The following is a 24,781-nucleotide window of genomic DNA, read 5'->3' on the forward strand; positions in this document are numbered from 1 at the left end:
GGCCCCGCCGGCTCATCGGCCCGGCCCGGCGGGGCCGAGGGCGGCTCGGGCGGCGCCTGCGGCGCGGACGGCGGCGGGGTCGGGGCGAGGTCGACCGCGGTCGCGCCGTGCGGCCGCGGCATGGCGCGCACCGCCTGCTCGTGCGCGTACGACCGCAGGTAGCCGACCACCGTGTTAATGACCGCGACCAGCGGCACGGCCACCACGGCGCCGCCGATGCCCGCGATCAGGCTGCCCGCCGCGACGGAGAGCACCACCGCGAGCGGGTGCACCCGTACCGCGCGGCCCAGGATGAACGGCTGGAGGATGTGCCCCTCGATCTGCTGCACGGCGAGCACCACGAGCAGCACGATCAGGGCGGTGAACACGCCCTGGGTGACGAGCGCGACGACCACCGCGAGCGCCCCGGAGACCACCGCGCCGACCAGCGGCACGAACGCGCCCAGGAAGATGATCACGCCGAGCGGCACGGCGAGCGGCACCCCGAGGAAGAAGACCCCGAGCCCGATGAAGATCGCGTCGATCATCGCGACTATCACCGTGCCGCGCACGTACGCCGTGAGGGTGTGCCAGGCGCGCGGGCCCGCGCCCGCGACGCCCTCCCGCGCCTGCGCGGGCACGAGCTTGAGCGCCCACTGCCAGATCCTGGCACCGTCGTAGAGCAGGAAGATCGTGGAGAAGAAGGCAAGGAAGGCGCCCGTCAGCAGCTCCACGATGACGGTGACGCCCTGGAGCCCCGCCGAGGTGATCTCGTTGGTGTTGGTGCCGATCGCCTTGCTGAGGTTCGCCGCGATGTCGTTGATCTGCTTGTCCGTCACATGGAACGGACTCTTCAGCAGGTAGTGCTTGAACTCGTTGATGCCGTCGGTGAGCCGGTCGGAGAGGTCGCCGATGTTCTCGGAGACCTGCCAGACCACGAACCAGCCGATCAGGCCGAGGATCACGAAGCCGGCGAGGGTGGTGAGCGCGGTCGCCAGCCCGCGCGGCACCCCGTGCCGCTTGAGCCTGGCCACGGTCGGCTGGAGCAGCGCCGTGATCAGCAGGGCGGCGACGAACGCGAGCACCACGAGGCGGACCGCGCTGACGACCCGCATCAGCACCCACACGGTCGCGGCCAGGACCAGCAGCCGCCACGCGGCCTCGACCGCCACCCGGATGCCCCAGGGGATCGCCGCGACCGGGTCGGGCCTCGCCGGGACGGCGGGCGCGTAGGACGGCGGGGGCGGGACACGGGACGGTTCTGGCGGCTCGACGACGGGAGGGGCGTGCTGCGCCTCCGCCTCGGCTCTGCGCTGGTCCAACTTCTGGCCGAGGCGGGTCAGTTCCCCGCCCATCCGGCCAAGCCACGAAGGCGCTCTCGACATGTGGTTCCTTCTTTCCCCCGGCCGTCTCCCCACTCGCTCCCCCGGGAGCCGTTCGGGACCGACCGTACACGGGCGGAGCCCCCCACCGAAGGACGGTGGAGGGCTCCGCGGAGTCGAGCGGGGGAAGGGACCCGTGCCGGGCGGTCTTCCCCGCGGCTCAGTACCAGCTGTGGGCCTGCCAGAAGGACCAGGCACCGCACGGGCTGCCGTAGCGGCTGTCCATGTAGTTGAGGCCCCACTTGATCTGGGTCGCCGGGTTGGTCTGCCAGTCGGCGCCTGCCGACGCCATCTTCGAGCCGGGCAGCGCCTGCACCAGGCCGTACGCGCCGGAACCGGCGTTCGTGGCCGTGTAGTTCCAGCCGGACTCGCGGGTGACGATGTTGCTGAAGCACTGGAACTGGTCGGCCGGCATCATCTGCCGGGCCATGGCCTGCACCGCGGAGACCGAGTACGAGCTCTGCACGGCGAACGCCGAGGCGGACTTGATGGCGTTCTGCGCCGCCTTGGCCTTCTTGGCCTCCTCCGCCTTCCTCGCGGCCTCGGCCTTGTCGTCCGCCGCCTGCTTCTTGGCCTTGGCGTCGTGGGCGGCCTGGATGCGCGCCGCCTCCTCGGCGGACTTCTGGGCGGCCTGGTCGGCGGCCGCCGACTGGGCGCTTGCCTGCTGCGCGAGCGACACGGTCTGCACCTGTGCCTGCTCGCCGGAGGGGATGTCCGCCAACAGCGTGGCGTCCGAAGCGGTCGTCTCAAGGTTGTCGGCCGAGGCGTGCTGGGGGTCGCCCGAGGCGACACCCACGACGGCGCCGACGGTGGTGACCGCGGTGGCCGATGCCACTGCGAATCCCCGGACCGAGATCCGGCTCACACGGTTTCCTTCCAGCATCGCCCGCACAGGTGACCCCGCGGGCGCGATCGTGCCCCTGGCACTGGCCTCCGCACTGCTGGGTCACGGGAGACACGGGCCCGGTGGACAGTCCCTTGCGGGACTGCCGCGTGGTACTCGGGCGGCATGCGGCGGCTGTTGTGGAGTTGTGGGGGCGCCGGAGCGCCTGGTGTTGGTGTGCCGCATGCGGGGCCTGACGGAAGCAAGACTCTGCCGGAAGGCGACGCCGCAGAGCAATTCCCCGTTGCGTGGGAAAGCTCACACCCCGTTTGCCCCAACGGATTTGTGGAAATACCGCACAGCGCGACGCCGCCCGGCTAAGCTGCTTGGCTCTGCCGGGCGGCGCGGTGCTTTTCTGGCGCGATTCCTCAGATTTGTCCGTCTTCCAGCATCTCCGTCACCAAGGCGGCGATCTGGGAGCGTTCGGAGCGCGTCAGCGTGACATGCGCGAACAGCGGATGCCCCTTCAGCTTCTCCACGACGGCGACGACGCCGTCGTACCGGCCGACCCGGAGATTGTCGCGCTGCGCCACGTCGTGGGTGAGCACGACGCGCGAGCCGGACCCGATCCGGGACAACACCGTCAGCAGGACGTTGCGTTCGAGCGACTGCGCCTCGTCGACGATCACGAACGCGTCGTGCAGCGAGCGGCCCCTGATGTGGGTGAGCGGCAGGACTTCGAGCATCCCGCGCCCCAGCACCTCCTCGATGACCTCGCGGCCCGCGAACGACGACAGCGTGTCGAACACGGCCTGCGCCCACGGGCTCATCTTCTCGGCCTCGGTGCCCGGCAGGTAGCCGAGCTCCTGCCCGCCCACCGCGTACAGCGGCCTGAAGACCATCACCTTCTGGTGCTGGCGCCGTTCGAGCACCGCCTCGAGGCCCGCGCACAGCGCGAGCGCCGACTTGCCGGTGCCCGCCCTGCCGCCCATCGAGACGATCCCGACGTCCGGGTCGAGGAGCAGGTCGAGCGCGATGCGCTGCTCGGCGCTGCGCCCGCGGATGCCGAACGCCTCCCGGTCGCCGCGCACCAGCCGCACGTTGCCCTCCGCGGTCACCCGGCCGAGCGCCTTGCCGCGCTCCGACTGGAGCACGAGGCCCGTGTGGACCGGCAGCTCCGCCGCCTCCGGCACGTACAGGCTCTCCTCGGAGAAGAGGAGGTCGACCTGCTCGCCGGAGAGCGTGAGCTCGCTCATGCCCGTCCAGCCCGAGTCGGTGATCGCCAGCTCGGCCCGGTACTCCTCGGCGAGCAGGCCCACCGAGGACGCCTTGATCCGCAGCGGCAGGTCCTTGGAGACGACCGTGACGTCGTACCCCTCGGCCTGGAGGTTGCGGGCGACCGCGAGGATCCGCGAGTCGTTGTCGCCGAGCCGGAAGCCGGCGGGCAGGATGCCCGGGTCCGAGTGGTTGAGCTCGACACGCAGGGTGCCGCCCATGTCCCCGATCGGCAGGGGCGCGTCGAGGCGCCCGTACCTGATGCGGAAGTCGTCGAGCAGCCGCAGCGCCTGCCGGGCGAAATACCCGAGCTCCGGATGGTGCCGCTTGGCCTCGAGCTCCGTGATCACCACGATCGGGAGCACGACCTCGTGCTCGTCGAAGCGGGACATGGCGGCTGGGTCGGCCAGCAGGACGCTGGTGTCGAGTACGTACGTGCGCCGGTCGGAGCGGCGCTTCGAGCTGGTCACCACGGAAGGACGAACCCCCTCGGATGAGGTCGGGGATGCGACGGCGTCGCGGGCGGGTGGACCGGGCTCCTGGCCCCTGCGCGGGCCGAGCGCCGGCCCTCCACGTCGCCCGTACGACTCACCGTACGGTCGTCCTGGTGCAAAGGGCCTCCCGGGCGGACGGCAGCCTGCCGACCGCTGGAAACGATGCCCGCCGGCCTGCCCGCGAGGGACCGGCCAGTACGTTCCGGACATCGACCTGGACGGTGTATGCCCAGTTCCGTCCCGCGCCATGCCTTGGCATATGACGCACAGCCCGTGAACGGCGGGTGTCGGCGGGCAGTCCCCGGCCGCTCGCGCCGCGCCGCCGCAGGACCCGCGCTCCCCCGTGCTCAGGCCCCGTAGCGGCGGTGCCGGGCCGCGTAGTCGCGCAGCGCGCGCAGGAAGTCGACCTTGCGGAAGGCCGGCCAGAAGACGTCGCAGAAGTAGTACTCCGAATGGGCGCTCTGCCACAGCATGAAGCCGGAGAGCCGCTGCTCGCCGCTGGTGCGGATCACCAGGTCGGGGTCGGGCTGGCCGCGGGTGTACAGGTGCGAGGAGATCATGTCGATGTCGACGATCTCCGCGAGGTCCTCGTACGAGGTCCCGCGTTCGGCGTGGTCCTGGAGCAGGGAGCGCACGGCGTCCGCGATCTCCTGCCGGCCGCCGTAGCCCACGGCGACGTTGACGAGTATCCCGCTGTTGCCGACGGTGGCCTGCTCGGCTTCCTTCAGCACCAGTTGGGTGGGGCCCGGCAGCAGGTCCATCGTGCCGACGTGGTGGACCCGCCAGCGGCCGTCCGCCGCGAGGTCGCGCACGGCGTCCTCGATGATGCCGAGGAGCGGTGTGAGTTCCTCCTCGGGCCGGTCGAAGTTGTCGGTGGACAGCAGCCAGAGCGTGACGACTTCCACATTGGTCTCGGAGCACCAGCCGAGGAGCTCCTGGATCTTGCTGGCGCCCGCCTTGTGTCCCTGCTCCGTGGTGCCGCCCGACGCCTTCGCCCAGCGCCGGTTCCCGTCGAGGATGACGCCGATGTGCTTGGGGCCCTGGGCGAGGTCGAGGCGCCTTTCCACCCGGTGGGCGTACAGCCGGTACACAAGGTCGCGCAGGTTCACTGGGTCCACCTCATCCGTCGTGTGGGGATCGCCCGCGAGCCGCGACAGCTCCATGGCCAGCGCGCCGGAGCACAGGGCCGCGGCGGGGCCCCGAAGCCGTCACACTACTGCGCGCACGGCACGGGCACCCAACTCGGTCTGTCACAAGTCCGTGATAAGGAAAGACGTGTGACTGATTCTTCCCTGTATCTGGCCGCCGACGAGCGGTACGACTCGATGGAGTACCGCCGTACGGGCCGCAGCGGGCTCAAGCTGCCGGCGATCTCCCTCGGCCTGTGGCACAACTTCGGCGACGACTTCGCGCTGGAGAACCAGCGCGCGATCCTGCGCCGCGCCTTCGACCTGGGCGTCACCCACTTCGACCTGGCGAACAACTACGGGCCGCCGCCCGGCTCCGCCGAGCTGAACTTCGGCAAGCTCTTCTCCCAGGACTTCGCCCCGTACCGGGACGAGCTGATCATCTCGACCAAGGCGGGCTACCGGATGACGCCGGGCCCGTACGGCGAGTGGGGCTCCCGCAAGTACCTGCTGTCGTCGCTCGACGCCTCCTTGAAGCGGATGGGCCTCGACTACGTCGACATCTTCTACTCGCACCGGCCCGACCCCGAGACCCCGCTGGAGGAGACGATGGGCGCGCTGGCGTCCGCCGTCCAGCAGGGCAAGGCGCTCTACGTCGGCGTCTCCTCCTACAACGCGGAGACGACGGCGCAGGCCGCGGCCATCCTCAAGGACATGGGGGTGCCCGCGCTGATCCACCAGCCGTCCTACTCGATGATCAACCGCTGGATCGAGGACGACGGCCTGCTGGACACCCTGGAGAGCGCGGGCATGGGCTGCATCTCCTTCGTGCCGCTCGCGCAGGGCCTGCTCACGGACAAGTACCTCAACGGCATCCCCGAGGGCTCGCGGGCCTCCCAGGGCAAGTCCCTCGACCCGAAGCTCCTCGACGAGGAGGTCACCCGGCGGCTCAACGGGCTCAACGAGATCGCCCTGCGCCGCGGCCAGTCCCTGGCGCAGCTTGCCCTGCTGTGGGTGCTGCGCGACCCGCGCATGACGTCGGCGCTGATCGGCGCGTCGAAGGTGAAGCAGGTCGAGCAGAACGTGGCCGCGCTCGCGGCGGCCCCGCTGACCGACGAGGAACTGGCGGAGATCGACGCCTTCGCCGTGGACACCGAGGGCACGAACATCTGGGCCGGCCGGAGCTGAAGCGGCCGACCGGGGACGCCGCCCCTGGCACTCCCTGGTGCCCCGCGGCGCTTCGTGGCGCTTCGTGGCGCTTCCTGATGTGCGGACGGCTGTGCGGGCGGCGCGGGGCCGTGCGCGCACAGAAAACGGGCCGGTCCGTGGGGGGATACGGACCGGCCCGAGGGGGGGTTTCCAGCCTAACCCTTCGTGAGGGCGGGCGGGACCCGTGTCGCCGAAGGATGACGCTCCGCAGGCGGCCGACTGCCCCGTGTGGCCTCGGAATTCCGGCCTCCGGGTGCTTTTGGTGAGGTGCCGGGCGGGCGCGGCGCCCCGGGTGTGTCGTAACCCTCAGGAGCGACGGCCGCTCCGGGCGCCGGCTTGACGCCGCGGCGTCAAGCCGGTCCGGCGGACGGCTTGCGCGCCTCGATGAGGAAACGTGTGGTCGTCGCGGTGGAGGAACCCTCGCGGCGGATCGCGGTGTGCAGCCGCGCGAGCCGGTCACGGCACCGCTCCACGGTGAAGTCCGGCACCTTCCACACCACCGTGCGCAGGAAGTACACGACGGCGCCGATGTCGTGGAAGGCGGTGTGCAGCGCGGCCGTCCGCAGCCCCACCACGTCGAGGCCGGCCGCCTCGGCCGCCGCCCGCGCGGCCTCGGGGTCCCGCGCCGAGCGCACCGCGGGCGGCCGGGGCCCGAGGAAGTACTCCACGAGCCCGAAGACGGAGGCGGGCCCGACCTCCTGCGAGAGGTACGTACCGCCGGGGCGCAGCAGCCGCGCGATCTCGTCCCACCGCGCCCGTACCGGGTGCCGGCTGACGGCCAGGCCGAAGGCGCCGTCCCCGAACGGCAGCGGCCCGCCGGCCCCGGTCGCGACGACCACGGCGCCGCGCGGGTACAGGCGCTCGGTGGCGCGGGCGACGTTCGGCGGCCAGGACTCGGTGGCGGCGGTCAGCGGCGGCAGTACGGGCATGCCCGCGAGGACCTCGCCGCCGCCTGTCTCGATGTCCACGGCCGCGCGAGCGCGGGCCATCCGCTCGGCGACGGTCCGCGCGTACCGCCAGGGCGGCCGTTCCTCCGTGGCGCGCCCGTCCAGCCACGAGAAGTCCCACCCGTCGACGGAAACGGCGGCCGCTTCGGCGACCAGTTCGTCGAAGCCACGAGGGACGCGGTGGCCGCCGGCGCGGGAATCGCCGTGGGCCGGGGCGGCGGCCGGTGCGGGGGGCGGGAGACGGGGTGCGGGAGACGGGGTGCGGGCGGGGGCCGGCATGGGGCGGGGGCGGGGCCAGTGGTTTGTGCGGGGCGGCGGGCGCGTGAGGGGGAGGCGGCGGGGGCGCAGGCCGGGGTGCGGGGTGCGGGCCGGCGGGGGCGCGCGGGGTTCGGAGGTGCGCGGGTCAGGGGTGCGGGCGTCTGTCAGGTGTGCGCGCGTCAGGTGGTGAGGGCGCCTGCCAGGAGACCCGCGTAGGCTCCGGCGATCATGAAGGGGCCGAAGGGGACGGCCGTCGAGCGGCCGGCGCGGCGCAGCGCCATCAGGGCCAGGCCGTAGAGCGCGCCGAGGAGGAACCCGGCGAACGCGCCGAGAAAGAGGACGGGCCAGCCGTACCAGCCCAGCGCGCAGCCGAGCGGCAGGGCGAGCTTGACGTCGCCGAAGCCGAGGCCGCGCGGGTTGAGGAGGAAGAGGGCGGTGTACGCGCCGCCGAGTGCGAGGCCGCCGAGCAGCGCGGTGGGCCACGAGCCGCCGTGCCCCGGCACCAGCGCGGCGGCGCCGAGCAGCAGCGGGGTCGCGGCGGCGAGCGGCAGGGTCAGCGGGTCGGGCAGCCGCCGCACCGCCAGGTCCACGGTGGCGAGGAGCGCGGCGGCCGGGGCGAGGAGGAGCCACACCACGAGCTCGGGGCGCGGCCCGCAGACGGCCGCGAGCAGACCGGTTGCGACGGCCGTGACGGCGGTGGCGGCACGGCTCCCCGCGGGGCGGCGCGGGCAGCGGGGGCAGGGCGCCCGGCCGACCCAGCCGGCCGGGCCGGCGGGCAGCGGGTGCCCCTCGGGGCAGGCCGTGCGCCGGGGCTCGCCCGGCTCGACGGCGAGCCGGTACGCGGCCCGTGGCAGCCACCGCGCCGACAGCGCGCCCCACAGCAGCGCCGCGGCGGTCGTCAGCGGTCCTGGATCCACGCAACCGACCCTAGCCCCGGCCGGGTTGGCGCGGTGCACGCGCCGCTGCCGGAGCCGGGTCCGCGTTACCCTCGGGCCCCATGGGCCAGTGGCATGACGGCAGTGGGACGTTGACGGTCGAGCCGGACGGGGGCGCCGCGGCCGGGGTTGCCGTACCGCTGGAGATCGCGGCGTCGTACGGGACCCGGCGGCGCGGGCTGCTGGGGCGGGACGGGGTGGCGGGGGCACTGCTGCTGAGCCCGTGCGGGAGCGTCCACACCTTCGGCATGCGGTTCGCGATCGACGTGGCGTACCTCGACCGGCGGCTGCGGGTCCTCACGGTCCAGACGCTGCGCCCCGGCCGCCTGCCGCGACCCCGGCTGCGCGCCCGGCACGTCCTGGAGGCCGAGGCGGGCGCGATGGCGGGGTGGGGGCTGCGGGCGGGGGCGGTGGTGCGGGTCGAGGCCGGGAGCGTGGCCGAGCGCGGGTAGAAGGGCGCCGCGCAGGAGACCGCCACGGGCCTCAACTGCCCACGGTGGGGCCGGCGTCGTCCGAGTTCGTGGTCGTGCCGGTGCCGGTGGCGGCCCCCGTGTCCGGGGCCGCTCCCGCGCCTGAGCCCGTGCCTCCGTCCGTGCCTCCGCTCCCGGCGTCCGTGCGGGGGAACGAGACCTCGACGCGGCGGTTCTTCTTGCGGCCGTCCTCCGTGCTGTTGTCGGCGATCGGGAACTCCTCGCCGTAGCCCCGGATTTCGTAGGTGATCCCGGCATCGGACAGCCGCTGTTCCAGCAGGCTGTGCACGGCCTCCGCGCGCTGCTTGGACAGGACGAGGCCGTGCGCGGACGTGCCGAGGTTGTCGGTGAAGCCGAAGACGCGGACGTTGCTCGCGTGCTGCCGCTCGATCTCGTCGGCGATCGCGGAGATGCGCGAACTGGCGTCGGGCGAGAGCTTGGCGCTGTCCTTGGAGAAGAGGACCTCGGCCTGGAGGGCGAACGTCACGGAGTCGGGGGTGTCGGAGCGCCGCTCCTCGCCGCCCTGCGACTCCACGACGGACACGATGTCGAGCACGCGGGCGGGCGCGAGGGTGGCGCCGGCCCGCAGCTTGAGGCCGGAGGCGTGGCCGTCGACGGCGGGCGGCGGCGAGGAGGCAGCCGCGCCGGGCGGCCCGACGGGCTCGTCGTCCGCGGACGCGGGGGCCGCGGGCAGCACGAGGGCGAACTGTGCGACGACGGTCACCAGTACACCGGCCCCGAGGGCGAGAGCACGCGGTCTGCCGACGGGACGCGGGGCCCGGGGGCGCTGGGAGGCGGGCATCAGGAGATCGCAATCGTCGCGGTGTTCATCGTCGGCAGGTCCACCCCGACCTGCTTCGTCGACGCGGGAGGCGCGGGGAACTGCGCGTAGAACGGCTGGGACTGGCCGGCCGGGAAGTTGAACTCGCCCATGGTGGTGAGCGGGTACCCGTCGGTGTCCCGCAGCACGTAATACCGCTTCTTCCCCTGGGAGTCGACCAGCGTCATCCCGCCGAGCGACAGCCCCTTCTGCTTGACCTGCGTCTCGTCGCCCGCCCACTGGATGGGCGCGAGCTGCGGCGAGTTGGAGGTGTTCTTGATGACGCCTGAGAGGGTCAGGAAGCCGCCCTGGTCGCGCACCGCAGACTGGATGACGAGTTCGAGTCCGTTCGTGCCTTGCAGAGTCCCGAGTGTCTGCGGGGACGAGGGGGACGGGTCCCCCCCGTCCGCCGGGGCCTGCGGCGCCGAGGACGACACCGCGGGCCCGGACGGGCCTGTCCCATCGTTCTTGCCGTCGCCGCCGCTGCCGCACGCGGCAAGGGCCACCGTCAGGGCGACGGTGACCGACGCTCCCCCTACCGCACGGCGCAGGCCGTCGTCTTGCCACGTCATCCTCACTGCGATTCCCTCATCGTTCGCTCGCGGTCATCGGTCGGCCAGTCGGACAGTGAACAGGTCGGACATGTCAGGAAGGAGATCAAGGTGACCGGGGTCCACGCTGATGTCCCCGCCGGGGCACCTGAGGTCACCGGGCGAGACCTGCCCGAGGGGTTGCCGGCCGTCGCCCTGCGGCCCCGACGAGGCGGCAGGCGGCGAGGCGGGCACCGAGGCTCCCGGTGCGGCGTCGAATCCGCACCGCGGCACCACGACAGCGGTGGCGTGCGTCCGGGCCCTGGTGTTCTCCGTCCCGGGCACGACGCTTTTGCCGACCGTGTTCTGGGTGACGACATCCACGGAGAAGCCCCACCGCCCGTCTCCGAGCGGGGAGCAGGCCACCACGTCCGCACTGTTCGCGTTCGCGAATTCGGTGGCTGCCCCGCACGCGTCGCCGGCGGGGCCGGCGAAGGATCCGTCGAAGATGCGCTCCAAGTAGTCGGGGTCCGCGAGGTTCTTGAGGAACGCCGCCTTGAAGTCGTCTCTGGACTGCTGGGCGGCGGCCAGGGCCGCGGCGTCCGCCGCCGACTGGCCGCCGTTGCGGGTGGCACCCGCCTGACCGACGACGAAGAAGGCGAGCGCGGCGAAGAGGACACCCGCGATCATCACGATGTACAGCGCCGCGGCCTGTCCTGAGTCGTCGCGGCGCGCCGTCAGCCGCCGGCGCCCGTGACCTTGTTGACGGCGCTGCGCAGCGCGTTGGCGATCGTATCGTCGATCCCCGTCGCCACCACCGCCACGATGATCAGGGCCACCAGGATGATGATGCCCAGGTACTCGATGGAGCCCTGGCCGCGGTCGGGGTGGCGGGTGAGGGACCGGGTCGCGGTGCGGACCCAGGTGCCGACGTGTACCCGCGCTCTGGCCGCGGGCCGTGGCGTCGTGTCCTTCATGGTTCTCGCCTCCGTCGCTGTCATCGCCGGTCACCGCCTCCGTACGGTCGGTGACACAGGTGACGTCGGTACCGTACGGCGGTGGCGGAGCGCAGGGCGTGGGCCCGGGGGCCCAACGGTGGGCCCAGTGACGGTCAGCCATGGGTGCCGGGCCCCCTTCGCGCGGTGCCGTGCCAGCGGGCGATGGCCTCGCCCCTGCTGGCGGCGCCGACTTTGGTGAAGATGCGGTTGATGTGGTTCTTGACCGTCTTCTGGCTGATGAAGCAGGCGACGGCGATCTGCTGGTTCGTCATCCCGGACGCGATCAGCTCCATGATCTCCGCCTCCCGCCTGCTCAGCCCAGACGAATGTCCCACGTGCAGTTGCTGTTGCAAAGACCCTGGGGGGTTGTTCACCGGGTTCTCTTGCGGGCCCGGCGCGGCGGGGGCGCCTGGCCAGGTGGCGCGGAGGGCGTCGAGGACCGCGGTGGAAGCCGTGGGAGTGAGGTGGGGGCGGCCACGGGCCACGTCGTGGACGGCGGCGGTGAGCTGGTCCGCGGTGAACTCGCCGTGGACCAGGTAGCCGCCTGCCCCGGCGCGCAACGCCTGCCGCACGGTGTCGGGTTCGCCGCTGTACGTCAGCATCAGGACGGCCGCGTGCGGCACCAGCAGCGGCAGGGCGGCGAGGCCGTCGAGGCGGGGCATGCGGACGTCGAGCAGCACCGCGTCGGGGCGGGTGCGCAGGGTGGCCTCGTACGCCTCGTGGCCGTCGGAGGCGGTGGCGACGACCTCGATGCCGCCGTCGTTCGACAGCAGGGAGGCGAGGCCCGCGCGGACGACGGGGTTGTCGTCGGCGACGAGGACCCGCAGCACGGGGGCGGTGCCGGGTTCAGCCACGGGTGCGTGCCTCCTCCCCCACCACCGGCCGGACGAGGGGGAGTTCGAGGCGGACCTCGGTGCCTCGGGCGGCGCTCCCTCTGCCGACCCTGATACGCGCGCCGATGGCCGCCGCGCGCTCCACCATGCCGACGAGCCCGAAGTGGCCTGTCCTGCGCAGGCCTTCGAGGGTAGTACCGGGCGGCAGGCCGCGGCCGTCGTCGTGGACGCTGACGCGCAGGACGTCTTCCGGGGTGAGCCCGGCGGTGAGGGCGACGCGGCTGCCGCCGCCGTGGCGTACGGCGTTCTCCATCGCCTCCGCGACGATCGTCAGCACCTGGCGGCCGACCGGGTGGGGCAGCGGGGGCGCGGGCCGGGCGCCGGCGGGCTGCGCGAAGGTCGCGCGTACGCCGGTGCGCTGCTCGCATTCCCGTGCGCGCTCCGCGAGTTCGGCGGCGAGGTCGATACGGTCTGTGGCGCGGGCGACCCGGACGCGGCGCAGGTCGGAGAGGAGTGCGCGGGACTCGGCGGCGGCCCGACGCGCGGAGCGCGCGACCAGCTCGGCCCTGCGCCGCACGGCGTCGGGGTCCGCGGTGTCCACGGACGCGGCGAGACCGTCGGCGGCCAGGGCGAGGCCGTGCAGGGTCTTGGCGACGGAGTCGTGCATCTCGCGGGCGAGCCTGGCGCGTTCCTCGTCGACGGCGCCCGCGGCGGCGAGCCGGGACCGTGCCTCGCTCAGGGCCTGGCCCGCCTCGCCGAGGTCGAGCAGGAAGGTGCGCAGGGAGCTGCCGATCGCGCCCGCCGCGACGCACAGGCCGGTCAGCAGGAGCGGGGTGAACCCGCCGTGCCGTGCGCCGCCTCCCGTGACCGCGTACGCGCCGGCGAGCAGCAGCGCCTGGAGCACGGCGAACACCGCAGCGCCGCGCCAGCCGTAGACGAGCCCGGCGAGCAGGGGCGTGCAGAGGGTGACGTAGGCGAGGGTGGAGTCGGGGGAGGCGGTGATCAGCAGCAGTCCGCCGATCAGCATGTCGGCGGCGAGGACCGGCGGGTGGCGCAGGAGCACGGGCCCGAACCGCTCCCAGTCGCGCACCAGCGCGTACGACACCATGAAGGTGACCAGCACGGCCCCGCCGGTCAGGACGAGCGGCAGGCCGCGCGCGGTGCCGCGCAGCGCGAACGGCGCCGCGAGCACGATCATCGCCATCCGGAAACCGAAGACCTGGCGGCACAGCGCCTGCAGGGCGTTGACCTGGAGGGGCAGCGGGGGGACATGGCGCGGCGCGCGGGCGCGGGCGGCGCCCACCGTGCGCCGCAGGGCGGTGCCGGCCCCACGCCGCAGGGCGGAGCCGGTCCCCCGGCGCAGGCCGGCGCGGGCCGCCTCCGCCGCGGTCGAGGCACGCAGCAGGGCGGTACGGATCGCCGCCGCAGCGCGGTCGGGGAGGGGCCCGCCTCCCCCGGGGACCGCGGCAGCGGGGGGCGCACCGGCGGTCGCGCCCGCCCGCGCGCCCTCCTCGTCGCGCGAAGCCGCGCGCGTGTCCGTGTGTGCCGCGTCCCGCATGGTGCCTCCTCTCCTGCCCTGGGGCCGTGTCCTCGTGGTGCCTCGGCTCAGCCGCCGAGGAGTTCGCCGAAGTCCACCCCCGAGCCGTAGTAGAAGCTCATCGCGATCAGCAGCAGCGTCGCGGGGAGCATCACCAGGGTGACGACGAGGGTGGTCTTCGGGACGGCGCGGGCCGCGGCGCGGCGGGCGTTCTGGGCGTCGGTGCGGCGCATGTCCTCGGCGAGCTGGATCAGGGTGTCGACGATCGGGGCGCCCAGCTCCTCGCCCTGCTGGAGCGCGGTGACGAAGGTCGAGACCTGTTCGCTGTCGTTGCGCCTGCGGAGCTGTTCGAAGGCTTCTCTGCGGGAGACGCCCAGGTCCATCTGGCGGATCGTGATGCGCAGTTCGTCGGCCCAGGGGCCCCGGTAGCTCTCCGCGACCCGTTCGAGCGCCTGCCGGAAGCCGAGACCGGCGGAGACGACGACGGCGAGGACGTCGAGGAAGTCCGGGAGGGTGCGCTCGATGTCGTTGCGGCGCCTGCGGGTCGCGGCGCGGATGATCACGTCGGTCCAGACGAGGCCGAAGACCAGGGCGGCGACGCCCAGCGGGAACTGGCCGCGCGCGCTCAGGGCGAGGAACGCGAGGATGCCGAGCCCGCCGAAGACGGCGCGCCGCGCGGCGTAGCGGTCCACGGTGAGGCCGCCGGGGTTGCCCGCGCGGTCGAGTCGCCTGCGCAGCGCGTCCACGCGCCGGGGGCCCATGAGTCGCAGCACGGCGGGCGCGTACCGCATGCCGACGCGGTCGATCCCGGAGCCGACCGCGGAGGTGCGGGTGGCGCCGACCTCCAGGGCGACACTGAGGTCGCTGGGGAGTCTGGCGTCCGCGCGGTACATGCGGATGCCGTGGAAGATCCCGTACACCGAGAGTCCGAAGAGGACGGCGAGCGGCAGGGCGAGTGCGGTCACGGCCTGCCCGCCTCCTCTGCTCCGGTGTCCGCCGCCCGGCGGTCCACGAATACGGTGCCTGCCGCCTGGAATTTCATGGGTGCGCTCCTCTCCGCCCGGTCAGACCCGGACCGTCGACATGCGGCGGATCAGGAACAGCCCCGCGCCGTACAGGAGGAACGCCACGACGGTGGCGAACCGGCCCGGGCCCGAGGAGGTCATGCGGTCGAGCGCGCCGGGCGTCGCCTGGTTGATCAGCAGGAGGAAGGCGAGGCCGAGCGCGGGGACGGCGACGGCGGTGACCTTGATCTGGGACAGCATGGTGGTGACCTCCCTGCGGGTCTCCTTGCGCTCCTCCAGGGTCCTGGTGAGGTTGCGCAGCGAGCTGACGACCTGGCCGCCCGCGCGGTTGGACAGGACGAGGGTGGTGACGAGGACGACGAGTTCCCTGGAGGGCAGCCGCCGCGCGAGCTCGTCGAGGGCGTCCTCGAAGGAGTGCCCGACGGCGAGCCGGTCGGAGACCCGGCGCAGCTCCTCGCCCGCCGGGTCGTCGAGTTCGTCCGCGGCCATCGACAGGGCGGTGCGCATCGCGAGGCCCGCCTGGGTGGCGTTGGCGAGGACCCGGGTGAGTTCGGGGAGCTGGTTGATGAACGCCTCGGTGCGCTTGACGCGCTGCCAGTTGAGGAAGGCATGGGCGCCCCAGAGCCCGGCGAGCGCCGCGAGCAGCCCGAAGAAGGGCGCGAGGAACGCGCCGACGAAGAAGTAGACGGCGAGCAGGCCCGCGACCGTGGCGAGAGCGAACTCGCCCGGGGTGAGGGAGAGTCCGGTGACGGCGATCTTGCCTTCGAGGTACCGGCCGAGGCGGGTGCGGCGGAGCCTGCGGTCCACGCCGGGGAAGCGGGGGCGCCTGCCCCCGGTGTCGGCCTCCGGCGGCGGCGTCTCGGTCATCCGCGCGATGAGCGCCCGCCGCCCAGCCCGCCCCGCCGCGTACGCCTGCACGCCGACGACGGCGAAAAGCAGCGCCAGCAGCGTGGCGCCGAGCGTCAGCAGCGAGAGGTTCGTCTTGTCCATGGTGTGGGCCTCGGGGACGTGGGTGGGGCGTTGTCGGTGGGCGGGCGCGTCAGGCGGGGGTGTCGGGCGGCGGGCCGTGCGGGACGTGCGCGGCGCCGTTGGGGGGGCGGGTGCCGTGCGGCGGCACGGGGGCGCCGGGGCCTGGGGGCGGCGGTGCGCCGTGGGACGCCGGCCCGGGGCCGTACGGCGGCTGCTGCGGCACGCCCCCGTACGGCCCCTGCGCGGCGCCCGGCGGCAGCGAGGCGGACGGCGGCGTGCGCCAGGCGGTGGAGCGGCGGGTGGCGAGTTGGTCGTCGGACTGGGCGACGCCGAACGCGGCGGGGATGCTCTCGCCCTTCATGTACAGGCGCTCGGCGACCCGGCGCGGCAGCGGGTAGTACGCGAACTGCCCGTGGACGCGGGCGTCGGCGGTCAGGGGCTGGGCGAGGAAGCGGCAGACGGAGACGATCCGGTAGTCCTCGTGCCCGTACGAGTCGACGACGGCGATCTCGGTGATGCGGCGCGAGCCGTCCGCGTGCCGGGTGAGCTGCACGATCACGTCGACGGCGCTGTTGATCTGGTCCTTGATCGCGCCGAACGGGATCTCGACCTCCGACATGGACGACAGGGTCTGGAGCCGCATGAGCGCGTCCTCCGCGCTGTTGGCGTGCACGGTCGCGAGCGAGCCGTCGTGCCCGGTGGACATGGCCTGGAGCATGTCGAGGGTCTCGCCGCCGCGCACCTCGCCGACGATGATGCGGTCGGGCCGCATGCGCAGGGAGTTGCGCACCAGGTCGCGGATGGTGATCTCGCCCTTGCCCTCGACGTTGGCGGGGCGGCTCTCCAGGGTGATGACGTGCTGCTGCTGGAGCTGGAGTTCCGCGGAGTCCTCGATGGTGACGATGCGCTCGCCGTCGGGGACCATCGCGGACAGGGCGTTGAGCAGGGTGGTCTTGCCTGTGCCGGTGGCGCCGGAGACGATCACGTTGAACTTGGCGCGTACCAGGCCCGCGAGGAGGAGCATCATCTGTTCGTCGAGGGAGCCGAGTTCGATGAGTTCGGCGAGGGTGAAGGAGCGCGGGAAGCGCCGGATGGTGAGGACGGGTCCTGTCAGGGAGAGCGGCGGGATGATGACGTTGACCCGCTCCCCCGAGGGCAGGCGGGCGTCGACCATCGGATTGGCCTCGTCCACACGGCGGTTGACGGTGGAGACGATGCGCTCGATGGTCTGCATCAGCTGTTCGTCGGAGCTGAAGCGCAGCGGCAGGCGCTCGATCCTGCCGGCGCGCTCCACATAGACCTGGTCGGCGCCGTTGACCATGATCTCGCTGATGGAGGCGTCTTCGAGGAGGGGTTCGAGGATGCCGAGGCCGAGGGCCTCGTCCACGACGCGGCGGATCAGCTGGGAGCGCTCGGCGGAGGACAGGACGGGGCCCTCGCGGCTGATGATGTGCCCGAGGACGCGTTCGAGGCGCGCTCTGCGCTCGGTCGCGGCGAGCGCGGACATCTCGGCGAGGTCGATCTCCTGGAGGAGCTTGGTGCGGTAGGCGCCGACGAGGAGGGACTCCTGGCTCTGGCCGCCGGCCGGCTCGCGCGGGGTGATGCGGGAGCGCAGGCTCATGGGGTGCCTCCTGGGCTTCCTTCGGGCAGGCGGTCGCGTGGCATGGTGACGCTGCGGGTGGCGTCGCCGAGGTCGAGCAGCGGGACGATGGCGGGGATGCGGACGCGGGCGGTGACGGTGACGCCGGTGCCGCCGCCGTTCTCGGAGAAGCGGGCCCCGTCGGCGAGCCAGCCGCTCATGGCGGCACGGCCTGCGGCCTGGTAGTCGTCCCCCTCGGTCTCGCGGTAGGTGGCGGTACGGGCGGCGGCCCGCGCCCCGGTGCCGGCCTGCTGCACGGCGTATCCGGCGATGCCCAGTTGGAGGGCGGCGACGGCGACGAACAGCAGCAGCGCGACGACGCCCGCGTATTCGAGCGCGGCCTGGCCGCGGTCCCGCGCGTCCGCACGGGCCGCACGGGCCGCACGGGCCGCACGAACGACACGGAACGCACGGACCGCACAGGCCGCACGAACGACACGGACCACACGGACCACACAGGCCGCAGGGACCGCACAGGCCGCACGAACGACACGGAACGCACGGACCGCACGGGCCGGACGGACGCCACGGGCCGCACGTGCGCCGGGCCTCGCGGCCACGGCGGCCCCGGGGTCCTGGACTGTGAGGCCCACGCGAGGTCCTGGCGCGGTGCGCGCGCCGGCGCCGTCATACGTCGCCATGCTGGTCCTCCCGTACGGCCGCGGCGTGGCCCGTCACGTCGACGGGGATGTTGAAGCCGGGGAAGAACACCGGGATCTCGACGTGGACTTCCGCGGTGGTGACGGGCCCCGTGCCGCCGCCGCAGCTGGGTTCCGCGTGGAAGGCCCCGGGCATGACGCGCTGGGCCGCGGCGGCGCAGTCCCCGCCGAGGGCGGCGGCGTGGGCCGCCTCGTCCGCCGCGTCGCCCGCGAGGGAGAAGGCGTAGCCGACGAGGGCGGCCTGCCACATGAGGGCGAGGGTGGCGAGGATGACGGGGACCATCCCGGTGAACTCAAGGGCCGCCTGACCCCTGTCGTCCCGCAGGGCCCGCACCAGCGCGGCGCGCAGGGGCCGCCTCAGCGGCAGCGCGCGCAGGGGCCGTTCAGCCGCGGCCCGCCGCCGCGCCCGTGCGGGCGGGGCGCCGGGCGGCGCCGCCTGCTGCCGTGCCGTTCGCTGCGTCCTCATCGCTCACCGCGCCCCCTCGGTACCGGTTGTGGCGCCCGGCCCGGTCGTGTTCATGACGTCGGGCGTCCGCGCCGCGCGGCGACCGGTCCGCGGTCGCTCCGCAGCAGCCCGCCCCTGCCGGTCCTCGCGCCCTTCGCGCCGCGTCCGCTCCTGACAGCTTCCTCCCCCTCGGGCGCCCCGACGATGCCGAGTTCGGCCGCGAGGCCCCACAGGGCCTGCCTGACCGTGGACTTGGCCTCAAGGTCCTGCATACGGCCGGCGTCCACGGCCGCCTGGAGCTCCTTGAAGTGCGCGGGGACGACGGTCTTCGCGACGCGGGTGCCGGTGATCCGCTCGACCAGCGGCGGCTGGATCTCGGCGCTGCGCACATGGCGGTTGACGACGGTGACGGTCTCCTCGGCCTTGCGGATCTGGAGCCGGTCCCAGAGGCGGACCATGCGCCGGGCCGCGCGCACCGAGACGACGTCGGGCGTGGTCAGCAGCAGCGTCGTGTCGGCCATCTCGACGGCGGCGGCGTTCGCGCTGTTCATCTGGGTGCCGCAGTCGAGGACGACGATCTCGTAGCGGGTGCGCAGGGCGCTGACGATCTGCCGCACCGACCGGTCGTTGACCTCCTCGCCGCGCTCGCCCTCGGCGGGGGCGAGCAGCAGCCCGATGCCGGTGTCGTGCTGGAAGACCGCGTCCTGGAGGACGCCGGGCGAGATGTCCTGGATGGCGGCGAGGTCGGCGAAGGACCTGCGGAACTGCACGTCGAGGTAGGAGGCGACGTCGCCGGCCTGGAGGTCGAGGTCGGCGAGCGCGGTGGCCCTGCCGGACGCTGCCGCGGCGAGGGCGAGTTGGACGGCGACGAGGGTGGTGCCGACGCCGCCCTTGGCGCCGCTGACGGTGACGACCCGGCCGCCGGGGCCGCCGTACAGTTCGAGCGCGCCCTGTCCCAGGTGGCGCCGCACGCCGAAGGACCAGGCTGCGGCGGCCTGGACGCGCTGCGCGAGTTCCTCGTACGACAGCGGGAGGGCGATCAGGCCGCGGGCTCCCGCGTCCATCGCGGCCGCGAACAGGCCGGGGCCCGGCTCCGAGGTGATGAGCACGACCGCGACGGCCGGGAAGCGCAGGGTGACCTCGCGGACCAGTTCGAGCGCGGGCACCGGGCCGATCCGCTCGTGGACGAGGACGACCTCGGGCAGTGCGGCGACCGACTCGGCCGCGAGCCGCGCGAGGGTGTCGACGAGCGCGGTGGAGTCGGCGACCGGCGCGGCGGGTTCGGTGTCGGGAAGCTGGCCGAGCAGGGTGGTGAGGGCGCGGGCCGCGTCGGGGTGGGCGACGGCGGGGAGGATTCTGGTGCTCATGCCGCGCTCACTTGTCCCCTTCCAGGGTGTACGTGTCCTGGCCCGGCGAGGGGGTGACGGCCTTGCCGTCGGGCAGCAGCGCGAGGCGTACGTGGTCGGCGAAGGACTCGGCGTACGCGACGCGCTGGGCGTCCTCGGTCTTCAGCGCGAACGTGATGGGCACGGCCTGCTCGGTGCCGAGCGCGCGGTCGTCGGTGTTCTTGGGCTGGAGCGCGGTGATGCGGCCGACGTCGAGGACGCGGGCGTCGCTGACGATGATGCGGGACTCGTCGGTGGTGGCCTTGCCGCCCCGCTGACCGCCGGCGAAGGTCGCGAAGATGTTCACCCGGGAGCCGGGGGTGATCTTGCCCGCGACGCCGGTCTCCGCGTCGATCATGATCGCGATCTCCTCCTCGTCGGGGGCGAGCGCGGGCTTGGGCACGAGCATGTCGCTCTGGAGCAGCGAGCCCTTCTTCAGCCGGGTGGCCGCGGTCTTGCCCTCCACCTCGGACAGGTCGGTGACGGCGTTCGGCGAGAGCCACCGCTTCGGCATGCTGACCCTGGTGAACTGCCCTGCCTGGAGGGGGGTGTACGGGGCGACGTCCTGCGCCAGCTCGTAGGCGGTCACCTCGGGGCCGACCTTGGAGTCGACGTCGCTGATCACCAGCAGCACGCCGGCGAACGCGGCGAGCGCGCAGACGAGGGAGACGAGCAGCAGCAGGATGCCGCGGCGCTGGCGTGAGTTCATGTGGGGTTTCCTCGGGTCAGGGCACCCGCGACGCGCCGGGGGTGCTCGTCCGGGGGTGTGACGGCGGCCGAGCAGAAGCCGCAGCGGTCCCCGATGAGGTCGATCCCGCACCAGGTGCACACCTCCCGCCGGACGGACGAGACGAGTTGGTAGAGGACGGTGATGTCGGGGAGGTACGCGGCGAACTCCACGGCGCGCGGCGTGCCCCACCAGGCGGGCGAGGACGCGGGCAGCGGGCACTCCCCCACCTGCCGCACGCCCCAGGCGGGGGCGAGTGCCGCGGTGGGCCAGTCGGTGGCCAGCTGGCCCCTGGCGACGAGGAGTTCGGTGGCGAAGTCGGGCCCCGGGAGCCGGTCCGCGTCGCCGCCGCGCGCGCCGGTCCCGCCCTCCTCGCCCGTCCTGCCGTCCCTGCCCGTCCTGCCGTCCTTGGCCGAGCCGAGGCGCACGAGCGCGGGGCGCGGCGCGGCGAGGACCGCGAACTGGGAGCCAGGCACCCAGGACTTGGCGTGCGACCTCAGGCCGACCGGCACGTGGTCGAGCCGGGCGACGGAGCCGAGCACGGCGCCCGCGTACAGGTAGTGCGAGAGCAGGCGGGCGGCCGAGGCGACGACACCGGGGCCGAAGTCGCAGACGGACAGCTGCCGCAGCTGGCGCACGAGGACGCCGAGCGCGAGCGGCGGCAGGTCGCTGCGCAGCAGCGCGACCCGGTCGGTCTCCAGCAGCGCGCGCACGGTGTGCAGCCGGCGCCGGTGGGCGGCGGGCAGGGTGGCGGGGTGCAGCACCACCACGTACCCGTGCTGGTCGAGCAGGAGCTGGACGGCGGACAGGGCGTCGCCCAACGGCTGATCGTGTGGCGGCGGGAGGACAGCGGCGGTCGGGGTCTGCCGGTCGGTGGGCGGTAACACCAGATCAGGGCTGGTGACGGCGATGGCGGTCGGCACGGTGCTTCCCCGTTCGGCTCCGGACGCCGGGGCCCCGGCTGTCGCAGCTCAACTCAGTCCCTGCTGGTGTCGTAGGTGTGCGCTCCTGTCCCAGCACTTTATCCGCGACCAGCGGCCCAGTGAACACTTTTCGGAGCGCGGGTGCCACCGTCCGTACATGAACACCCGCCCGCAATCGGGGCGTTTCGCCCACCGGCACGCCACGGTCCGGTGCGGGGGCGGCTGTTGCGGCCCCCTCGCGGCCCGGCCTTCCGCGCACGAAGCCTTGACAGCGGGCATTGGTCCGGACCAGGTTGGAAGAAGATTCCCCCCACACGCATCTCCCTCTCCCCCCACGGAGGCAATGCAGTGCATCTCATGTCCCTTCCGCCGTCCCTGCGGCGCAGAGCGGCCCTCGCGGTGGCCTCGCTCGCCACGGCCGCCGCGGCGTTCGCCCTGCCGGGCTCGGCCCAGGCGGCGCCCGCCGCCTCTCCGCATGCCGTGCCGGCGCACGCGGTCACCGGCTACTGGCAGGACTTCGACAACGGCGCGAAGGTCCAGAAGCTGGCGGACGTGCCGGACCAGTACGACATCATCGCGGTGGCGTTCGCCAGCGCCACCTCCACACCAGGACAGCTGTCGTTCAGCCTGGACCCCGCCGTGGGCTACAGCTCGGACGACCAGTTCAAGGCGGACATCGCGGCCAAGCAGGCCGAGGGCAAGTCCGTGGTGCTCTCCGTCGGCGGCCAGAACGGCACGGTGTCCGTCGACGACGCCGCGTCCGCCTCGGCGTTCGCCGACTCGGCGTACTCGCTGATGCAGAAGTACGGGTTCGACGGGATCGACATCGACCTGGAGAACGGGCTCAACTCCACCTACATGGCGCAGGCCCTGCACCAGCTCGCGGACAAGGCCGGGTCGGGCTTCGTGCTGACGATGGCGCCGCAGACGATCGACATGCAGTCGACGTCTGCCGAGTACTTCAAGACGGCGCTCGCCGTGAAGGACATCCTCACGGTCGTCAACATGCAGTACTACAACAGCGGTTCCATGCTGGGCTGCGACGGCAACGTCTACGCGCAGGGCACGGTCGACTTCATCACCGCGCTCGCCTGCATCCAGCTCCAGGGCGGGCTCGACCCGTCGCAGGTCGGCATCGGCGTCCCCGCCTCGTCGAGCGCGGCGGGCAGCGGCTACGTGGACCCGTCGGTGGTGAACGACGCGCTCGACTGCCTGACGAAGGGCACGGGCTGCGGCTCCTTCAAGCCCCCGACGACCTGGCCCGGCCTGCGGGGCGCCATGGCCTGGTCGACCAACTGGGACGCCTCGGCCGGCAACGCCTGGTCGGACTCGGTGGGCGCGCACGTGCACGCGCTCTGACCCGTACACACCCCCAACCGGAACGCCGTCCGCAGCCGCGGGCGGCGTTTCCGGTTTTCCGCGCGCGGGCCCGCGCCCGCCGTCGCCCAACACCCCCCGGCTCCCCCGGGATCCGCCGCGACGTCTTGACAAGCACATTGGTCTGGACCATTTTTACGGGGCAGGCGGTGGCCACCGTTTCCCTCTCCGCACCTCCATCCCACCCATCCGGAGGCAGCAAGTGGAACGCACCCGACACAGATCCTGGCTCCGCAGGGCCGCGGGCGGCGCGGTCGCCGCCCTCGCGGCCGGCGCGCTGGGCCTGGCCGGCCTCGCCGGCACGGCGCACGCCGCCGACATCAACGTGGCGAAGAACGGCGGCTTCGAGTCCGGGCTCGCCGGCTGGTCCTGCGCGGCGGGCACCACCGCCGTGGTCTCCTCCCCCGCGCACGGCGGCTCGGCCGCGCTGCGCGGCACCCCCGCGGGCCAGGACTTCGCGCAGTGCGCGCAGAGCGTCGCCGTGGCCCCCGACTCCTCGTACACGCTGAGCGCCTGGGTCCAGGGCGGGTACACCTACCTGGGCGCGACCGGCACCGGCACGAGCGACCCGCAGACCTGGACGCCCGGCAGCTCCGGCTGGACGCAGCTGAGGACGACCTTCACGACGGGCCCGGCCACGAAGTCCGTCAGCGTCTACACCCACGGCTGGTACGGGCAGTCCGCGTACGTCGTGGACGACCTCACGCTCGTAGGACCTGACGGCGGCGGGGGCGGCGACCCGGGCCCGCAGGCGCCCGGCACCCCCGGCGGGCTGACCGCGAGCGGCGCGACCGCCTCGTCGGTGAACCTCAGCTGGGGCGCGGTCTCCGGCGCCACCGGCTACAACGTCTACCGCGGCGGCACGAAGGTCCAGTCCGCCTCGGGCACGTCCGCCACGGTCACCGGGCTCAGCGCGAACACCACGTACCAGTTCCAGGTCAGTGCCGCCAACGCGGCGGGCGAGTCCGCGAAGTCGGCCGCCGTCAGCGTCACCACGCCCTCGGGCGGCAGCACCCCGCCCGGCGGGAGCCCTGCCGTGCCGGGGCACGCCCTGACCGGCTACTGGCAGGACTTCGACAACGGCGCCGCCGTGCAGAAACTGCGGGACGTGCCGTCGCAGTACGACATCATCGCGGTGGCGTTCGCCGACGCGACGAGCACGCCGGGGCAGCTCGCCTTCACCCTCGACCCCGCCGTCGGCTACTCCTCCGTCGGCGACTTCACGGCGGACGTCGCGGCGAAGAAGGCCGCGGGCAAGTCCGTGGTCCTCTCGGTCGGCGGCCAGAACGGCACCGTCTCCGTCAACAGTGCCGCCTCCGCGGCCGAGTTCGCGAACTCGGCGTACGCGCTGATGCAGCAGTACGGCTTCAACGGCGTCGACATCGACCTGGAGAACGGCGTCAACTCCACCTACATGGCGCAGGCCCTGCACCAGCTCGCCGCGAAGGCGGGCAGCGGCTTCGTGCTGACGATGGCGCCGCAGACGCTCGACATGCAGTCCACCGGCACCGAGTACTTCAAGCTGGCGCTCGCGGTCAAGGACATCCTGACCGTCGTCAACACCCAGTACTACAACAGCGGTTCGATGCTCGGGTGCGACGGCAAGGTCTACTCGCAGGGCTCCGTCGACTTCATCACCGCGCTCGCCTGCATCCAGCTCCAGGGCGGCCTCGCGCCCTCGCAGGTCGGCATCGGCGTCCCGGCCTCCACCAGCGGCGCGGGCAGCGGCTATGTCTCGCCCTCGGTGGTCGACAACGCGCTCGACTGCCTCGCGAAGGGCACGGGCTGCGGCTCGTTCAAGCCCTCGACGACCTGGCCGGGCCTGCGGGGCGCGATGGCCTGGTCGACCAACTGGGACGCCTCGGCGGGCAACGCGTGGTCCAGCACGGTCGGCCCGCACGTACACGCCCTGCCGTAGCACCGGCACCCGTTCCGGCACCCGGGCACCCGGGCATCCGGAGGCATCCGGGCGTTCGTCCCCACCGGCCGCCACCGGCCCCCACCGGCCCCCCACA

General features: G+C 73.4%; 23 protein-coding genes and 1 pseudogene. 4 read left to right on the top strand and 20 right to left on the bottom strand.

The features are described from left to right. From ABEA77_RS28815 to ABEA77_RS28830, 4 genes are all read right to left on the bottom strand, one after another. The coding region (locus ABEA77_RS28815; RefSeq protein ID WP_345653865.1) for an AI-2E family transporter at window positions 1–1,364 on the bottom strand (1,364 nt) is incomplete at its 3' end. Window positions 1,365–1,521: 157 nt separating this feature from the next. Further along, window positions 1,522–2,226 (bottom strand): aggregation-promoting factor C-terminal-like domain-containing protein, encoded by a 705-nt coding sequence (locus ABEA77_RS28820; protein ID WP_345653868.1) that lies wholly within the window; start codon window positions 2,224–2,226, stop codon window positions 1,522–1,524. A 386-nt stretch (window positions 2,227–2,612) separates the two neighbouring features. Next, entirely contained in the window at window positions 2,613–3,932 is a 1,320-nt protein-coding gene (gene phoH2, locus ABEA77_RS28825) for an RNA 5'-3' helicase PhoH2 (protein ID WP_345653871.1), read from the bottom strand. A gap of 368 nt (window positions 3,933–4,300) precedes the next feature. Continuing rightward, on the bottom strand, window positions 4,301–5,062 hold the full coding sequence (locus tag ABEA77_RS28830; protein ID WP_345653947.1) for an isoprenyl transferase: 762 nt from the start codon (window positions 5,060–5,062) through the stop codon (window positions 4,301–4,303). A 168-nt stretch (window positions 5,063–5,230) separates the two neighbouring features. Between ABEA77_RS28830 and mgrA the strand changes: the two genes are divergently transcribed. Further along, window positions 5,231–6,268, top strand: a complete 1,038-nt coding sequence (gene mgrA, locus ABEA77_RS28835; RefSeq protein ID WP_345653874.1) for an L-glyceraldehyde 3-phosphate reductase — start codon at window positions 5,231–5,233, stop codon at window positions 6,266–6,268. Window positions 6,269–6,639: 371 nt separating this feature from the next. On the opposite strand, the gene ABEA77_RS28840 is transcribed toward mgrA, so the two are convergent. Next, window positions 6,640–7,515, bottom strand: a complete 876-nt coding sequence (locus ABEA77_RS28840; protein ID WP_345653877.1) for an SAM-dependent methyltransferase — start codon at window positions 7,513–7,515, stop codon at window positions 6,640–6,642. A gap of 158 nt (window positions 7,516–7,673) precedes the next feature. After that, window positions 7,674–8,411, bottom strand: coding sequence for a prepilin peptidase (locus ABEA77_RS28845; RefSeq protein WP_345653879.1), 738 nt, complete (start codon window positions 8,409–8,411; stop codon window positions 7,674–7,676). A gap of 80 nt (window positions 8,412–8,491) precedes the next feature. Between ABEA77_RS28845 and ABEA77_RS28850 the strand changes: the two genes are divergently transcribed. Beyond that, window positions 8,492–8,881: a DUF192 domain-containing protein gene (locus ABEA77_RS28850; RefSeq protein ID WP_345653882.1), complete on the top strand. Its 390-nt coding sequence runs from the start codon at window positions 8,492–8,494 to the stop codon at window positions 8,879–8,881. Between the two features lie 31 nt (window positions 8,882–8,912). Here ABEA77_RS28850 and ABEA77_RS28855 read toward each other — a convergent pair whose 3' ends face one another. The 14 genes and pseudogenes from ABEA77_RS28855 to ABEA77_RS28920 form a co-directional block, all read right to left on the bottom strand. Next, window positions 8,913–9,701, bottom strand: a complete 789-nt coding sequence (locus tag ABEA77_RS28855; RefSeq protein ID WP_345653884.1) for an OmpA family protein — start codon at window positions 9,699–9,701, stop codon at window positions 8,913–8,915. Beyond that, on the bottom strand, window positions 9,701–10,291 hold the full coding sequence (locus tag ABEA77_RS28860) for a hypothetical protein (protein WP_345653887.1): 591 nt from the start codon (window positions 10,289–10,291) through the stop codon (window positions 9,701–9,703). The genes ABEA77_RS28855 and ABEA77_RS28860 overlap by 1 nt, the downstream gene beginning before the upstream one ends. A 33-nt stretch (window positions 10,292–10,324) precedes the next feature. After that, window positions 10,325–10,939 carry a hypothetical protein gene (locus tag ABEA77_RS28865; RefSeq protein ID WP_345653949.1) on the bottom strand — a complete coding sequence of 205 codons (615 nt, stop codon included), beginning with the start codon at window positions 10,937–10,939 and terminating at the stop codon, window positions 10,325–10,327. A gap of 47 nt (window positions 10,940–10,986) precedes the next feature. Continuing rightward, a complete protein-coding gene (locus ABEA77_RS28870; protein WP_345653890.1) occupies window positions 10,987–11,226 on the bottom strand; it encodes a hypothetical protein in 240 nt (79 codons plus the stop codon). A 134-nt stretch (window positions 11,227–11,360) separates the two neighbouring features. Further along, the gene (locus ABEA77_RS28875) at window positions 11,361–12,101 is read right to left on the bottom strand and encodes a response regulator transcription factor (protein WP_345653893.1); all 741 of its coding nucleotides are present in this window, start codon (window positions 12,099–12,101) and stop codon (window positions 11,361–11,363) included. Beyond that, window positions 12,094–13,638, bottom strand: a complete 1,545-nt coding sequence (locus ABEA77_RS28880; protein WP_345653896.1) for a sensor histidine kinase — start codon at window positions 13,636–13,638, stop codon at window positions 12,094–12,096. Before ABEA77_RS28880 ends, ABEA77_RS28875 begins: the two co-directional genes overlap by 8 nt. A gap of 47 nt (window positions 13,639–13,685) precedes the next feature. Then, window positions 13,686–14,582, bottom strand: coding sequence for a DUF5936 domain-containing protein (locus ABEA77_RS28885; RefSeq protein WP_345653899.1), 897 nt, complete (start codon window positions 14,580–14,582; stop codon window positions 13,686–13,688). 99 nt (window positions 14,583–14,681) lie between these two features. Then, on the bottom strand, window positions 14,682–15,632 hold the full coding sequence (locus tag ABEA77_RS28890; protein WP_345653902.1) for a type II secretion system F family protein: 951 nt from the start codon (window positions 15,630–15,632) through the stop codon (window positions 14,682–14,684). A 262-nt stretch (window positions 15,633–15,894) separates the two neighbouring features. After that, window positions 15,895–17,232 (bottom strand): annotated as a pseudogene (locus ABEA77_RS28895) (TadA family conjugal transfer-associated ATPase); the annotation flags it as partial. After that, window positions 17,229–17,696 carry a TadE/TadG family type IV pilus assembly protein gene (locus ABEA77_RS28900; protein ID WP_345653904.1) on the bottom strand — a complete coding sequence of 156 codons (468 nt, stop codon included), beginning with the start codon at window positions 17,694–17,696 and terminating at the stop codon, window positions 17,229–17,231. The pseudogene ABEA77_RS28895 and the gene ABEA77_RS28900, both read right to left, overlap by 4 nt. Before the next feature lie 181 nt (window positions 17,697–17,877). Further along, window positions 17,878–18,375: a TadE/TadG family type IV pilus assembly protein gene (locus tag ABEA77_RS28905; protein ID WP_345653907.1), complete on the bottom strand. Its 498-nt coding sequence runs from the start codon at window positions 18,373–18,375 to the stop codon at window positions 17,878–17,880. 50 nt (window positions 18,376–18,425) lie between these two features. Next, window positions 18,426–19,721, bottom strand: a complete 1,296-nt coding sequence (locus ABEA77_RS28910) for a CpaE/TadZ family protein (protein ID WP_345653910.1) — start codon at window positions 19,719–19,721, stop codon at window positions 18,426–18,428. A gap of 7 nt (window positions 19,722–19,728) precedes the next feature. Then, the gene (gene cpaB / locus ABEA77_RS28915; protein WP_345653913.1) at window positions 19,729–20,448 is read right to left on the bottom strand and encodes a Flp pilus assembly protein CpaB; all 720 of its coding nucleotides are present in this window, start codon (window positions 20,446–20,448) and stop codon (window positions 19,729–19,731) included. After that, entirely contained in the window at window positions 20,445–21,389 is a 945-nt protein-coding gene (locus ABEA77_RS28920) for a hypothetical protein (RefSeq protein ID WP_345653916.1), read from the bottom strand. The genes cpaB and ABEA77_RS28920 overlap by 4 nt, the downstream gene beginning before the upstream one ends. A 357-nt stretch (window positions 21,390–21,746) precedes the next feature. Between ABEA77_RS28920 and ABEA77_RS28925 the strand changes: the two genes are divergently transcribed. Together ABEA77_RS28925 and ABEA77_RS28930 are read left to right on the top strand one after the other, a co-directional pair. Beyond that, window positions 21,747–22,748 carry a chitinase gene (locus ABEA77_RS28925; RefSeq protein WP_345653918.1) on the top strand — a complete coding sequence of 334 codons (1,002 nt, stop codon included), beginning with the start codon at window positions 21,747–21,749 and terminating at the stop codon, window positions 22,746–22,748. 220 nt (window positions 22,749–22,968) lie between these two features. Then, window positions 22,969–24,684, top strand: a complete 1,716-nt coding sequence (locus ABEA77_RS28930) for a chitinase (protein WP_345653921.1) — start codon at window positions 22,969–22,971, stop codon at window positions 24,682–24,684. The last annotated feature ends 97 nt before the right edge of the window (window positions 24,685–24,781 follow it).

Source organism: Streptomyces tremellae (genome assembly GCF_039540215.1).
In the GTDB taxonomy this organism is placed as follows: Bacteria; Actinomycetota; Actinomycetes; order Streptomycetales; family Streptomycetaceae; genus Streptomyces; species Streptomyces tremellae.

Bases quoted from the DNA above. Each gene is read 5' to 3' on its own strand.
- ABEA77_RS28840 (WP_345653877.1), bottom strand. From the start codon at position 7,515: ATGCCGGCCCCCGCCCGCACCCCGTCTCCCGCACCCCGTCTCCCGCCC.
- ABEA77_RS28850 (WP_345653882.1), top strand. From the start codon at position 8,492: ATGGGCCAGTGGCATGACGGCAGTGGGACGTTGACGGTCGAGCCGGAC.
- ABEA77_RS28855 (WP_345653884.1), bottom strand. From the start codon at position 9,701: ATGCCCGCCTCCCAGCGCCCCCGGGCCCCGCGTCCCGTCGGCAGACCG.
- ABEA77_RS28860 (WP_345653887.1), bottom strand. From the start codon at position 10,291: ATGACGTGGCAAGACGACGGCCTGCGCCGTGCGGTAGGGGGAGCGTCG.
- ABEA77_RS28865 (WP_345653949.1), bottom strand. From the start codon at position 10,939: ATGATCGCGGGTGTCCTCTTCGCCGCGCTCGCCTTCTTCGTCGTCGGT.
- ABEA77_RS28870 (WP_345653890.1), bottom strand. From the start codon at position 11,226: ATGAAGGACACGACGCCACGGCCCGCGGCCAGAGCGCGGGTACACGTC.
- ABEA77_RS28880 (WP_345653896.1), bottom strand. From the start codon at position 13,638: ATGCGGGACGCGGCACACACGGACACGCGCGCGGCTTCGCGCGACGAG.
- ABEA77_RS28890 (WP_345653902.1), bottom strand. From the start codon at position 15,632: ATGGACAAGACGAACCTCTCGCTGCTGACGCTCGGCGCCACGCTGCTG.
- ABEA77_RS28905 (WP_345653907.1), bottom strand. From the start codon at position 18,375: ATGAGGACGCAGCGAACGGCACGGCAGCAGGCGGCGCCGCCCGGCGCC.
- ABEA77_RS28910 (WP_345653910.1), bottom strand. From the start codon at position 19,721: ATGAGCACCAGAATCCTCCCCGCCGTCGCCCACCCCGACGCGGCCCGC.
- cpaB (WP_345653913.1), bottom strand. From the start codon at position 20,448: ATGAACTCACGCCAGCGCCGCGGCATCCTGCTGCTGCTCGTCTCCCTC.
- ABEA77_RS28925 (WP_345653918.1), top strand. From the start codon at position 21,747: ATGTCCCTTCCGCCGTCCCTGCGGCGCAGAGCGGCCCTCGCGGTGGCC.